Raw genomic sequence first — 12,192 nt, forward strand, 5'->3', positions numbered from 1 at the left:
CACGGCGCCTGCTGAGCTAGGCGCCCAGTGAACCTCCATGGCGTCCGCTGAGCTCGCTGCCCCAAGGGCGGCCCTGATCCCTGGCCAGGGGTCCTCGGCGAGGCGGCTGATCCCGCTGCACGGCGAGCTGCGCATGCGAGACGCCGACGCGCTCTGGCCCGAGCTGTCCGCAGCCGTCGAGGAGATCCACGACGGAACCGTGACGTTCGACCTCGCGCGCGTCAGCGTCATGGACGGCGGCATCCTGTCGCTCCTGCTGCACCTCCGCGCCGTGCTCGCGGAGCGGGGCGCACGGCTCGATCTCTCCGGGGCGAACGAGCGCATCGCGGCCCTCATCGAGCTTTACGGTGGCAACGATCGCGTCGCGCGCCTCGTGCCGAAGAGAGCGGAGGGGCTCGTCGAGCAGGTCGGTCGCGCGACCGTGTCCGTGCTCGATGAGGCCAGGCTCGTCGTCGAGTTCCTCGGACAGATGGTGGTCGCCGCGGTCAACGTCGCGCGGCGGCCGAGGACGGGCAACTGGCACGACACGCTCCCGTTCGTCGAGAAGACCGGCGTCGACGCGCTGCCGATCGTCCTCCTCATCAACACCCTCGTCGGCTTCGTCATGGCATTTCAGGCCGCGAAGCAGCTCGCGGCCTACGGCGCCAACATCTATGTCGCCGACCTCGTCGGCCTCTCCGTCACGCGCGAGCTCGCCCCGCTCATGACCGCGATCATCGTCTGTGGCCGCTCGGGCGCCGCCATCGCGGCAGAGCTCGGGACGATGAAGGTCTCCGAGGAGATCGACGCGCTGCGGATCATGGGCTTCGGGACGGTCAACTACCTCGTCTTGCCGCGCGCGCTGGCGCTCCTCCTCGTCGTCCCGGTGCTGACCCTGCTCGCCGACATCGTGGGCATCGCGGGCGGGATGCTCGTGGCGTCGTTTTCGCTCGGCGTCAGCCGGCAGGCCTACTGGAACGAGACGCTGATCGCCGTCCACCCCCACGACGTGGGGACCGGCCTGATCAAGAGCGCGGCGTTCGCCCTGACCATCGCGCTCATCGCGTGCCAGCAAGGGTTCGCGACCTCGGGCGGCGCGGAAGGGGTGGGGCGCCGCGCCACGTCGACCGTCGTCGCATCGCTCTTCTGCATCGTCCTCATCGACACCCTCTTCACCGTCCTCTTCAGGGCGCTCGACGTATGAGCGACCCGATGATCGAGGTCCTCGATCTCACCGTCGGCTGGGGCGACACCCGGCTCCTGGAGAACGCCTCGTTCCGCGTCGCGCGCGGCGATGTGTTCGCGATCCTCGGCGGGAGCGGGTGCGGCAAGTCGACGACGCTGCGCTTCCTCACCGGGCTCGAGCAGCCGATCTCGGGCAGCATTCATATCGACGGGATCGGGGCGCCGCGCCTCGTCGAGGGCCGCCCGCCGTTCGGCGTCATGTTCCAGCACGGCGCGCTGTTCGGCTCGATGACCGTGGTGGAGAACGTGGCGCTCCCCCTCCGCGAGTGGACGAGGCTGCCGCCGGACGTGGTGCACGCCATGGCGCGCGCCAAGCTGCGCCTCGTCGGCCTGGAGGGCGCGGCGGACAAGCTCCCCTCGGAGCTCTCCGGCGGCATGAAGAAGCGCGCGGCGATCGCGCGGGCCATGGCGCTCGAGCCCGAGCTCCTCTTCCTCGACGAGCCGTCGGCCGGGCTCGATCCCGTGATGTCCGCCGGGCTCGACGAGCTCATCCTCACGCTGAAGCGCGTCGTCGGCCTCACCGTGGTGGTGGTGACCCACGAGCTGCAGAGCATCTTCGCGATCGTCGACCAGTGCATCCTGCTCGACAAGGAGACGAGGAGCATCATCGCGCGCGGCCGCCCCTCCGAGCTGCGCGACAGCGGTGATCCGCGCATCCACAGCTTCTTCAACCGCACCGCCGAGGCCGTCTGATGTTCTCCACCACGAACTATTTCAAGATAGGTCTCTTCGTCCTCCTCGGGCTCGCCGCCGCCTTCGCGACAGCGGTGGCCTTCGGGGCGAACCGAAGCGAACGGCGGACGCTCGCCTACGCCACGTACTTCAACGAATCGGTGCAGGGGCTCGACCTGGGCTCGCCGGTGAAGTACCGCGGCGTGACCATCGGGACGGTCGCCGCGATCGAGATCGCGCCCGATCGGCGGCACGTGCAGGTCGTCGCAGAGCTCGATCTCGAGAGCATCCGGCGGCTCGGGCTCACGGAGACATCGCCGCCCGGCGAGGCGAACTCCGTCCGGTTCTCCGTGCCGCCCGAGCTCCGGACGCAGCTCCAGTCTCAGGGCATCACGGGCATGAAGTTCCTCGCCATCGACTTCTTCGAGACCGAGACCACCCCTCTCCCCGAGCTGCCTTTCCAGACGCCGGCGAACTACATCCCTGCCGCGCCGTCCCTCATGAAGAACCTCGAGGACAGCATCGTGCGGGCCGCGGACAGCCTCCCCGCCATGGGGGCGCAGATCTCGTCCGCCCTGAATCACATCGACGTCATGCTCGGGCAGCTCCAGGACGAGAACCTGGCGGAGAAGACGGTCGCCACCCTGGCGAACATGAATGACATGCTGGCCGACCTCCAGGGCACCGTGAAGGGCATCAACCAGGCGAAGATCCCCGAGAAGGCGGCGAGCACCCTCGCCAAGATGGATGTCGCTGTCTCGCGGCTCGACGGCGTGCTCCTGCGCTTCGGCGGAGACGGCGGGCTCGTCGCGAGCGCGACGCGGGCGACGGACGCGTTCGGTGAGGTCGGTCGCAGCGCCCACGGCACGACGCGCGAGATCGACGCGACGCTGCGCGAGTTCCGCGAGGCGCTCGAGGCGGTCCGCGACGTCTTCGAGTCGCTGGACAAGGAGCCCGATATGCTCATCAAAGGTCGCGCCGGAAAGAAGCAGCCGTGAGGATCGTGAAGACGCTCTGTTTCGCGCTGCTCCTCTCGATCCCGGGCTGCGCGCTCACCTCCAAGGCCGAGCCGCTGTCCGTCCGCTACTTCACCCCGAGATGGGATGAGTCGCCACGAGCGCCCGATCGCGGGAGCGCGGACGGGCCGCGCCTGCGCCTCGGCCGCATCTCGTCGAGCTCCCACCTGCGCAACCGCATCGTGTACCGCTCCTCCGACGTCGAGGTCGCGATGTACGAGGATCGCCGCTGGACAGAGCGGCCCGAGGAGTTCGTCCGCCGCGCGCTCGCGCGGGCGCTCTTCGAGGAGCGCCCCCTCGTGCAGGCCGTGTCCGGCGGCGGACCGGCGCTCGACGTCGAGCTGCTCGCGTTCGACGAGGTGCACCGGAGAGGCGGCCGCGCCGCGCGTGTCACCCTCCACTACGCCGTGCAGGACGACCGCACCGTGCTGGACACCCAGAGCATGACGGCGGAGGTCGAGGTCCGCGGGGACATCGAGGATCCCGGGAACATGGCCGCGGCGATGGGGGCGGCGCTCCACGAGATCGCGGAGCGGCTCGCGTCGCGCGTGGCGTCGCGGCTCGCCGCCGCCGGCGCGGGGAACGCGCAGGCGATCGCGGCCCCCTGACGGCCTGACTCGGCGCGGGTGGCTAGCGCGGGACCGGCGGGGCCACGACGTCGTTGATGCTCTCGACGTTGCCGCCGGCGGGGTAGCCGTACGAAGCGAAGAAGTCCGTGCCCCAGACGGTGACGCCGAAGGCGCCCGCGCTGCTCGCCTCGTGCTGGCTCGTCTCGCACGCTGGACTCGCGCCCACGAAGCCGCGGCTCAGATCGACGTGGGCCACCTCGAACGCGCCCGCGGTCCCGACAGGACGCCACCCGGTCACGGGACCGAGACAGCTCAGCTCCACGTCCGCGAAGCCGTTCGGGCCCCGGACGCGGGTGATCACCAGGCTGGTCGTGGCATAGGTCGGATCGGTGAAGAACACGTATCGCTCGAGGAACTGCTCGGGCGGCAGCTGGATGACCCACTCCTCGTCCCCGAGCTGGCACGGTGAGCCGGGAACCGGGATCTCCGCCACGCAGCCAGGGAGCGTCCTGGCGGGGGCGCCGGGCATGTACTGCGTGAGCATGAAGGGGTGATCGCCGTCCTGCGACCGCACCGAGAACAGCGACGTCGTCTGGAACTCCGCGACCTCGCCCGCCGCCAGGGTGGCCGGCGCGCCGGCCGGCGGCGCCGGATCCCAGGAGAGCGTCGTGGCGTCGGCCACGCCGAGCAGGCGGTAGACGACGCTCTCCGGCTCCTGCGAGGACAGCCGCGAGAGCACGCCGGCGCCGACGTACTCGCCGCCGAGAGCGCTGATGGGCGCGATCTGCTGGTGGGCGGCGTCCTGACCGCCGCCGGCCGGGGACGTCTTTGTCGCCACCTGCAGGTACGTGTTGCCGGTCCACACGCCGATGGGCTTGCTCGACTGGAGCACGGCGCCGCTCGGGTCGGCGCCCATCCACTGGACAACGTCGCCGGCGCCGAGCTTGATCTGCGTGGCGGCGTTGGCCGGAGCGCCCGGGACGCCGGGACCGCCGGGGAGGCTCGATGGGGGAACGAGATCCACCGTGGTGTCGTCCTCGGCGGCGACGAGCATCATCCACGGAACGCCGAGGCCGTGGGGGTGCGGCGCCAGGGCGTAGTAGTTGGTGCCCCACGTGCTGCGCGGGAGCAGGAGCGAGGCGCTGGGGAGGAAGCTTAACGCCCCGCCGTACGGCAGGATGTCGTACGCCGAGACGGGCGTATCCGACGCGACCTGAAACGCGGTGCCGGTGCCGCTCCTGTGCACCGCCACATCGGCCAGCACGGCGGGAGGCCGCGGGCACTCGAGCGAGCCGAAGCCGGTCGATGCACCCCTCCGGTGCGAGAGGAACAGCACCGCCACCTCGCCCGGCGGGATGCCATCCTCGGGCAAGCGCGTGTACCTGGTGCTCGGACCGATGCCGCTCGGGAGGTAGGTGAACCCCGCCGCGTCGAGCGCCTCGCCGTCGTAAGCGACGCGGAGCCTGGCGTGGCGATCCCAGGTATTCGCGAGGAAGACCGCATGGCACGCGCCGCTGAACGTGGAGCCGGCGAGATCGTTCTGGAAGAACGGCGGCGACGGCGCGAGGTAGTCGCAACCGATCGAGCCGCCCGCCTTCTCGGCGGCCTCGCAGGCGGGGATGCACTGCCCCTGGTAACACCCCAGCCGGGGCGGGCACGCGCCGAGGACGTTCCCCTCGGCGTCCACGACGTCTCTCATGTCCGCGGAGCATCCGCTCCCCGTCCAGCCGCCGCTGATGCCGCCGCCGACACCCAGGTCGCCGATGGCCCCCGAGCCGCCCGTCCCGCCCTTGCCCGCCGGTCTGGGCGGGTTCCGGAACGGGTCCGCCCTGGGGGTGCAGGCGGCGGCGAGGAGGGACGGAGGCAGTAGCGCGACAAGAAGATAAGTGAGGGAGAACCTCATCTCCTGAAGTCATCGTGTCGCCGGAGAACTGTCAAGCGCGGTCGGGCCGTCGGTGGGCGAAGCGTTCCGCAGCTGCGCGAAGTTCCTCGGCAAAATCATCGTCGCGCTCCCGCGCGAAGCAAGAAGCCGACGGAGACGCGCGGGCGCGCGAGGCCCGGCTCAGTTCGAGCGGGTCGGCGCGTACTTGTAAAAGCTCTGGGCCCACTCGATGGTCCAGATCGTCGGCTCCACGTACACGTTCTTGTCGATGCCCAGGACCATCTCCCGCTTGATCTGGGACATCGCCTTCATGAAGACGCGGCGATCGTCCTCCATCCGCGGCCTCATCACGCTCGAGGGCGGGTACAGCTCCTTGACCTGCGCCACCGTCTGCTCGTCGTCGATCCACCCGTCGACCCCGTGCTGGCCCTTCGGGAGGCGCGCGCCGCCCTCGTCCAGCCAGTCGCGCAGGTCGTTGTCGCCGCGGTTCATGCCGTCCGCGTGGCAGCCGATGCACGAGCTGCCGGTGTTCAGGCGGCGGTCCGTGCTGGCGAAGCCGATCCGGCTCGTGATCACGGCGTCCGCGTCCTGCCGGGTGATGCGCGGATCACGCACGATGTTGACGAAGGCGTCGACGCGGCGCTGGTTGAAGCCGCCCCACAGCGAGTAGCCCTGCAGGCCGTTCGGCAGATCCCAGATGACCTCTTCCGCCGACTGCTGGAGCCCCGCGGTCCCGGTGTAGTAGCGGCAGTTCAGGAAGTCGTTGCCGCCGTAGTTCGGCTGCCCATCACACCCGGACGGCTCCGAGCTCTTGAACGGCTGAGCCAGGGTCGCGACGAAGCTGAGGGTGCCCGCCGTCACGCCGCCGCCCGTCCCGGCGATGAACGTCGGGATCGGATGCGCCCAGAAGGGGAACCGGATCTGGCCCTGCTCGTACGCCTGCTCGATCGTCTGCACGCCGCCTTCGAGCTGCCCGGTGAAGATGTCCCAGGTCTTCCAGTAGTACCCGCCGCTCTTCGTCCTGGCCCGCCAGTACATGCGGGAGTCGATGGTGATGGCCTGCTTTGTGACCATGTACTCGTACGACTTCATCCCATCGTCCTTGATGACGCCGAGCTCGGTCTCGAGGTCCTGGGCATACCAGGGGATCGCCATGATGGCGTTGTATACGTCGGGGCGCGTCAGCGTGTAGACAAGCTGGCTCGTCTCGACGTAATCCGTCTTGAAGCCGTCGACATAGGGCGGCAGCACCGCGCTGTCCGTGGCGCCCTCGACGTTGCCGGCGAGGACGCGGCCCCAGACGAGCTTCGCGAAGCTCGGGTCCTCCTGGACCTCCGCCGTGTACCTGTACTTCTCCTTCGTTGTGACATCGGAGCCGACCCGCTCGCCCAGGTAGTTGACGCTGGTCCTGCCGAAGAAGACGTCGTCGTCCGAGCCGCCGAAGTGGAGCTTCGTGACGCCCTTGTTGTGACCCCAGTAGTTGCGGGTATCGAAGCGGTAGACGATGCCCTTGCCGTTGATGTCCACCGGGTTCACGATCTCGGGCGCCCAGCGCGCGGTCGAGTTCAGGGCCTTCGACAGGCCGACGCGGGCCACGTTCATGTCCTCCGCCGAGGCGCCCTTGTTGTGGATCTCGTGCAGCGAGGTGTACTTGATGAACTCAGCGTCCGCGCCGGCAGCGTGGGTGGCCTTGTCCGCCGCGATCCACTCCTTGACCTGCGCCTCGCTGATCTGCTCGCCTGCCGCGACGGGGCGCGGGGTCTCCGGGAGCGACGGCGCGACCGCGGCCGCCCACGCCTGCACGGCGGAGAGCATCTGCGCGTTCGCGTCCTTGCAGCTCGATCCGAAGCAGTTGTGCCGGTCGATGCCCATCCGGACGACGAGCTTGGAGTCCGCGGGCTTCTTGAAGTTCACGCGCGTGAGCGCGTACTCGTGGGCCAGCGCCGGGTCGACGTCGGAGTGGATGGGCGCCTGCGCCCGGCTCGTCGTGCTGTGGCAGCCCGAGCAGTTCTTTGTCAGCAGCGGGTAGACGGTCGTCTTGAAGGCCTCCAGCGACTTGGCCTTGTCGAGCCCGACCTCGTCCCCGATACAGACGGACTCGACGTTCACGCCGCCCTTGCCATCCGGGAGCTCGGTGAAGCCCAGCTCACATCCAGCGATGGGCTCCGGGCTCGGGCCGGTGCTGGTGCTGGTGCTGGTGCTGGCGCTGGTGCTGGCGCCGGTGCTGTTGCTGGTGCTGGCGCTGCCCGCGCCGGTGCCGGTGCCCGCGCCGGTGCCGCTGGACGACCCTCCAGAGCCGCTGGTCCAGCCTCCGGAGCCGCTGGAGCCGCTGGCGTTGTTATCTCCACTCGACGAAGAGCTGGGCCCCGCCCCCGCTCCGTTCGAATCGTCGGAGTCGTTGTCTCCGGCATCTCCGATCATCGCGACGCAGCCGGTCGCGAGCGAGCCCGCGACGATTGCTGCCGAACTGAGGGCGATCAAGTAAGCGATCTTGCGCATCGGCGGACCTCTCGGGCGACTGTCGTCGCGGTTCTCGGTTCTCGGCCGAGGTCGTCGGACGACCTCGGTTTCTTACGAATGAGGCTTATTTGCCGGTGGCGGAGGCCGAGCGGACCTCGCCACCTGTACAACTATCTCCACCCGGCAAGCGATTGATCACACATTGTCGCAACACACGGACCAGCGCGTTTCGAGGAAGGATCGCCCCTGGCTCCGAGCGCAATTCAGCATGCGCGTCAAGCCACGTGGCCACCTATTTACAGCTCACACGGCAGGCAGCCGAAGCAGGCGGAAAAGCGCCACCTTCTCTGTAACCCGACAGTGCGCCTGGAATGCAGGTACACCGTCGCTGGAGCGGTTCGAGCGGCGGCGGCGCCCGGCGAGCCCTCGACCCGTGCCGGGCCTTGCGTCGCCGTCATCACTCCAGCTGATATTATCGTACCTTCATCACAGCTTGGGCTGCCTTCAATGCACAATCGACTTGACGGGAATGCCAGTCAGGAACAAGAGTACCTTCATTCAGCTGCCTGATCGCACTCAGAACCGACTTATCCGCTCCGCACGCATCTTACCAGGGGCTCACCAGCTGCGACGACGGCCACCGAGGCCTCACTGGGAGCCTTCACGGCGCAACGAGCGATCCCGACGGCGCAAGGGCAGCATCGAGCTGTAGACAGCTCCGCAGTTACTTACTTAGAGGACCAGGAGAACAACATGAGATTCGCTTTCAAGCATGCCTTGCATGCCGCCGCGATGGGCCTGCTCGCCGTGTCGTGCGTCGTCGGCTCCGAGGAGGAGCTCGACCTCGAAGAGGGGGGCTCGATCGAGGGCGCCATCGCGGTCGATACGAGCGCGGTCTACACGCTCGTCGGCGTGCAGAGCAACAAGTGCGTGGAGATCCGGGGTGGGAGCACGTCGAGCTCGGCGGCCGCGCAGATCGCCACGTGCAACGGCGCCACGAGGCAGCAGTTCCGCGCGGAGTCCATGGGCGGCAATTTCTACCGGCTCAAAAACGTCAACAGCGGTCTCTGCCTCGGGACCAACGGCGGATCGGGCGCGGACGGCGCGACCATCGTCCAGTCGGCCTGCGGCACCGCCGGGAGCCAGCAATTTTCCTTCAGCGATGTCGCCGCCAACGTCCAGCGCGTCAATGTCCGCAGCAGCGGCAAGGCGCTCGATGTCATGGGGAATTCGACGTCGGACGGCACCGGCCTCCAGCAGTGGAGCTGGGCCAACGGCCAGAACCAGAAGTTCTCGCTCAGGCGCGCGGGGGGCGGCTCGACCACCAGCTCGAGCTCGACCACCAGCTCGAGCTCGACCACCAGCTCGAGCTCGAGCAGCGGGACCGGCGGGACCGGCGGCTCGGGGGGCTCTGGCGGCTCCGGCGGCTCCGGCGGTGGGGGCGGCGGTACCCCGTCTGGCGGGAAGTTCGTGGGCAACATCACGACGAGCGGGGCCGTGCGCAGCGGCTTTGCGAACTACTGGAACCAGATCACGCCCGAGAACGAGGGCAAGTGGGGCGATGTCGAGAGGTCCCGCGGCGTCCGAGACTGGAGCAAGCTCGACGCGATCTACAAGTACGCGAAGGACAACCGCATCCCGTTCAAGCAGCACGTCTTCGTGTGGGGTAGCCAGCAGCCAGGCTGGCTCGCGAATCTCTCCGGCGCGGAGCAGCAGGCGGCCGTGAAGGACTGGATGCGGTCGTTCTGCGCGCGCTACCCCGAGACGAAGTACATCGACGTCGTCAACGAACCGCCGCCCCACACGACGCCTTCCTACAAGAACGGCATCGGCGGCGACGGCGCCAGCGGCTGGGACTGGATCGTCAACTCCTTCAAGTGGGCCCGCGAGTACTGCCCGGGCGCGGTCCTGATCCTGAACGACTACAACAACATCGAGTACGAGGGCGAGCACAACAACTTCATGCGCATCGCGAGGGCGGTGATCAACGCAGGCGCCCCGGTCGACGCGCTCGGCGCGCAGGCCCACGACGCCTACAGGATCAACACGAACACGGTGAAGGGGTACATCGACAAGATGGCCGCGCTGGGCAAGCCCGTGTACATCACCGAGTACGACATCGGCATCGCGAACGACGAGGAGCAGCGCAGGGTGATGCAGGAGCAGTTCACGATGTTCTGGAATCACCCCTCCGTCCCCGGCATCACCCTGTGGGGTTACATCGTCGGCGCGACCTGGAGGGACAACACGGGTATCCAGCATTCGAACGGCACCATGCGACCGGCCATGACCTGGCTGATGGACTTCCTCGACCGCTGACGGCCCGCCGCATCGACGACGCGGCGAGGTGCACCGCGGCGTCCTGATCGCGGCCAGCGCGCGCAGAGCCTCTCCGCGCCGCGGGGCTGGACAAGCAAGAGGACGTTCGCTAGGCTGCCCCCGCGATGTCTGTCGTGCCCGCGCGCTCCCTTTGCCCCCGCCTAGGCCTACGGCCTCGGGGGCTCTGCGCGCGCTGCTGACGACGTTCATCCTCGCAGCTCGGCCCCCCTCGGTTTCTTGTCCCGGTGGGGGTTCTCGCATCGTCGTCGCGACGACTCCCATCTTCAGCTTTCAGGGAGTCCTGTCATGTCCACGATGCCCGTCCACAAGTACAAGCCGTTTCAGCCCATCCATCTGCCCGATCGGCGCTGGCCCAGCCGCGTGATCGAGAGGGCGCCGCGCTGGTGCAGCGTGGATCTGCGCGACGGCAACCAGGCCCTCGTCGAGCCCATGGGCCCCGAGCGCAAGCTCCGCATGTGGCACGAGCTCCTGCGCATGGGATTCAAGGAGATCGAGGTGGGCTTTCCCAGCGCGTCGCAGCCCGACTTCGACTTCGTGCGCCGGATCATCGACGAGGGGCTCGTCCCGGACGACGTGACCCTCCAGGTGCTCACGCAGGCGCGCGCCGACCTGATCGAGCGGACCTTCGAGGCCATCCGCGGGGCGCGCCGCGCCGTGGTTCACCTCTACAACTCCACGTCCACGCTCCAGCGGCGCGTGGTGTTCGGCCTGGACCGCGCGGGCATCGTCGACATCGCCGTGCGCGGGGCGAGGCTCGTGAAGGAGCTCTCGGCGCGCATGCCCGAGACCGACGTCGTGCTCGAGTACTCCCCCGAGAGCTTCACGGGCACCGAGCTCGATTTCGCGAAGGAGATCTGCGAGGCCGTGATGGACGTGTGGCAACCCACCCCGTCACGGAAGATCATCCTGAACCTGCCGTCCACCGTGGAGATGGCCACGCCCAACGTCTACGCGGATCAGATCGAGTGGATGCACCGGAACCTGAAGCAGCGCGACTGCATCGTGCTGAGCGTGCACCCGCACAACGATCGCGGGACCGCCGTGGCCGCGGCGGAGCTCGCCGTGATGGCGGGCGCCGACCGCGTCGAGGGCACGCTGTTCGGGAACGGCGAGCGCACGGGGAACGTGGATGTCATCACGCTGGCGCTCAACCTGTTCTCCCAGGGCGTCGATCCGGAGCTCGAGATCCACGACGTCCAGGCGATCAAGGAGACGGCAGAGCACTGCAACCGACTGCCGGTCCACCCGCGCCACCCCTATGTCGGCGAGCTCGTGTACACCGCCTTCTCGGGCTCGCACCAGGACGCGATCAAGAAGGGCTGGAAGGCGCTGCGCGAGGGCGGGAGCACGGTCTGGGAGGTGCCTTACCTGCCCATCGATCCGCAGGACGTGGGGCGCGGCTACGAGGCGGTGATCCGCGTGAACAGCCAGTCGGGGAAGAGCGGCGTGGCGTACGTGCTCGAGCACGACCATGGCTATGCGCTGCCGAAGGGGCTCGCGATCGAGCTGAGCCAGGCGGTGCAGCGCAGGGCAGAGCGGACCGAGGGCGAGGTGCAGAAGGCCGAGATCCTGGTGATCTTCGAGCGCGAGTACGTGAACCGCGGCGGGCCGCTGCGCGTGACGGAGCACAGGCGAAGCGGCCAGGGCGAGGGTGAACGACACGAGTTCCACGTCCAGATCCGCGGTGTCCCCCAGGTGCTGAGCGCCGCCGGAAAGAGCCCCGTCGAGGCCTTTGCCAGCGCGCTCTCGCGTCACGCCGGGATCGCGATCGCGCTGGACGAGCACGCGGAGCACGCGAACGAGCGGAGCGCAGGCGCCGAGTCCGTGGCTTACGCGGCGATCTCGGTCGGGCGCAAACGCACCTTCGGGGTGGGGACGCACCGGAGCGCCGTCATGGCGTCGCTCGCCGCGGTCGCGTCGGCGTGGAACCGCGCGCGGCCGACGGAGCCGGCGCGGCTCGCGGCGGCGGCGGAGTGAGCGGGCGCGCGGCCAGCGAGACCCTCTCGATCTTCTTCTTGGCGTCCTTGGC

At 68.8% G+C, this 12,192-nt stretch carries 9 protein-coding genes; 7 read left to right on the top strand and 2 right to left on the bottom strand.

Features of this window, described 5'->3' with window-relative positions; all coding sequences use genetic code 11:
- Positions 1 to 37: 37 nt before the first annotated feature.
- Genes WMF36_RS25845 through WMF36_RS25860 form a run of 4 tightly spaced genes read left to right on the top strand, consistent with a single transcriptional unit; the run spans position 38 to position 3,520 of the window.
- Complete coding sequence (locus WMF36_RS25845; protein WP_437573419.1) at positions 38 to 1,183, top strand: ABC transporter permease; 1,146 nt, start codon at positions 38 to 40, stop codon at positions 1,181 to 1,183.
- The gene (locus WMF36_RS25850) at positions 1,180 to 1,917 is read left to right on the top strand and encodes an ABC transporter ATP-binding protein (protein ID WP_437573420.1); all 738 of its coding nucleotides are present in this window, start codon (positions 1,180 to 1,182) and stop codon (positions 1,915 to 1,917) included. The genes WMF36_RS25845 and WMF36_RS25850 overlap by 4 nt, the downstream gene beginning before the upstream one ends.
- A complete protein-coding gene (locus tag WMF36_RS25855; protein ID WP_437573421.1) occupies positions 1,917 to 2,894 on the top strand; it encodes an MlaD family protein in 978 nt (325 codons plus the stop codon). The genes WMF36_RS25850 and WMF36_RS25855 overlap by 1 nt, the downstream gene beginning before the upstream one ends.
- Before the next feature lie 5 nt (positions 2,895 to 2,899).
- Complete coding sequence (locus WMF36_RS25860; RefSeq protein ID WP_437573422.1) at positions 2,900 to 3,520, top strand: ABC-type transport auxiliary lipoprotein family protein; 621 nt, start codon at positions 2,900 to 2,902, stop codon at positions 3,518 to 3,520.
- Positions 3,521 to 3,542: 22 nt separating this feature from the next.
- On the opposite strand, the gene WMF36_RS25865 is transcribed toward WMF36_RS25860, so the two are convergent.
- Positions 3,543 to 5,168: an IgGFc-binding protein gene (locus WMF36_RS25865; protein ID WP_437573423.1), complete on the bottom strand. Its 1,626-nt coding sequence runs from the start codon at positions 5,166 to 5,168 to the stop codon at positions 3,543 to 3,545.
- Between the two features lie 375 nt (positions 5,169 to 5,543).
- The gene (locus WMF36_RS25870) at positions 5,544 to 7,472 is read right to left on the bottom strand and encodes a hypothetical protein (RefSeq protein ID WP_437573424.1); all 1,929 of its coding nucleotides are present in this window, start codon (positions 7,470 to 7,472) and stop codon (positions 5,544 to 5,546) included.
- A gap of 49 nt (positions 7,473 to 7,521) precedes the next feature.
- On the opposite strand from WMF36_RS25870, the gene WMF36_RS25875 reads away from it, so the two are divergent.
- The 3 genes from WMF36_RS25875 (at position 7,522) to leuA (ending at position 12,140) form a co-directional block, all read left to right on the top strand.
- Complete coding sequence (locus tag WMF36_RS25875) at positions 7,522 to 7,848, top strand: hypothetical protein (RefSeq protein ID WP_437573425.1); 327 nt, start codon at positions 7,522 to 7,524, stop codon at positions 7,846 to 7,848.
- Positions 7,849 to 8,576: 728 nt separating this feature from the next.
- Entirely contained in the window at positions 8,577 to 10,142 is a 1,566-nt protein-coding gene (locus WMF36_RS25880) for an endo-1,4-beta-xylanase (RefSeq protein ID WP_437573426.1), read from the top strand.
- A gap of 306 nt (positions 10,143 to 10,448) precedes the next feature.
- Positions 10,449 to 12,140, top strand: a complete 1,692-nt coding sequence (gene leuA, locus WMF36_RS25885) for a 2-isopropylmalate synthase (protein WP_437573427.1) — start codon at positions 10,449 to 10,451, stop codon at positions 12,138 to 12,140.
- Positions 12,141 to 12,192: the final 52 nt, after the last annotated feature.

Origin of the sequence: Sorangium sp. So ce887 (genome assembly GCF_051521455.1) — a bacterium.
Classification (GTDB): Bacteria; Myxococcota_A; Polyangia; order Polyangiales; family Polyangiaceae; genus Sorangium.

Coding starts and splice junctions, on each gene's coding strand:
- WMF36_RS25845 (WP_437573419.1), top strand. CDS start 38: ATGGCGTCCGCTGAGCTCGCTGCCCCAAGGGCGGCCCTGATCCCTGGC.
- WMF36_RS25850 (WP_437573420.1), top strand. CDS start 1,180: ATGAGCGACCCGATGATCGAGGTCCTCGATCTCACCGTCGGCTGGGGC.
- WMF36_RS25855 (WP_437573421.1), top strand. CDS start 1,917: ATGTTCTCCACCACGAACTATTTCAAGATAGGTCTCTTCGTCCTCCTC.
- WMF36_RS25875 (WP_437573425.1), top strand. CDS start 7,522: ATGGGCTCCGGGCTCGGGCCGGTGCTGGTGCTGGTGCTGGTGCTGGCG.
- WMF36_RS25880 (WP_437573426.1), top strand. CDS start 8,577: ATGAGATTCGCTTTCAAGCATGCCTTGCATGCCGCCGCGATGGGCCTG.
- leuA (WP_437573427.1), top strand. CDS start 10,449: ATGTCCACGATGCCCGTCCACAAGTACAAGCCGTTTCAGCCCATCCAT.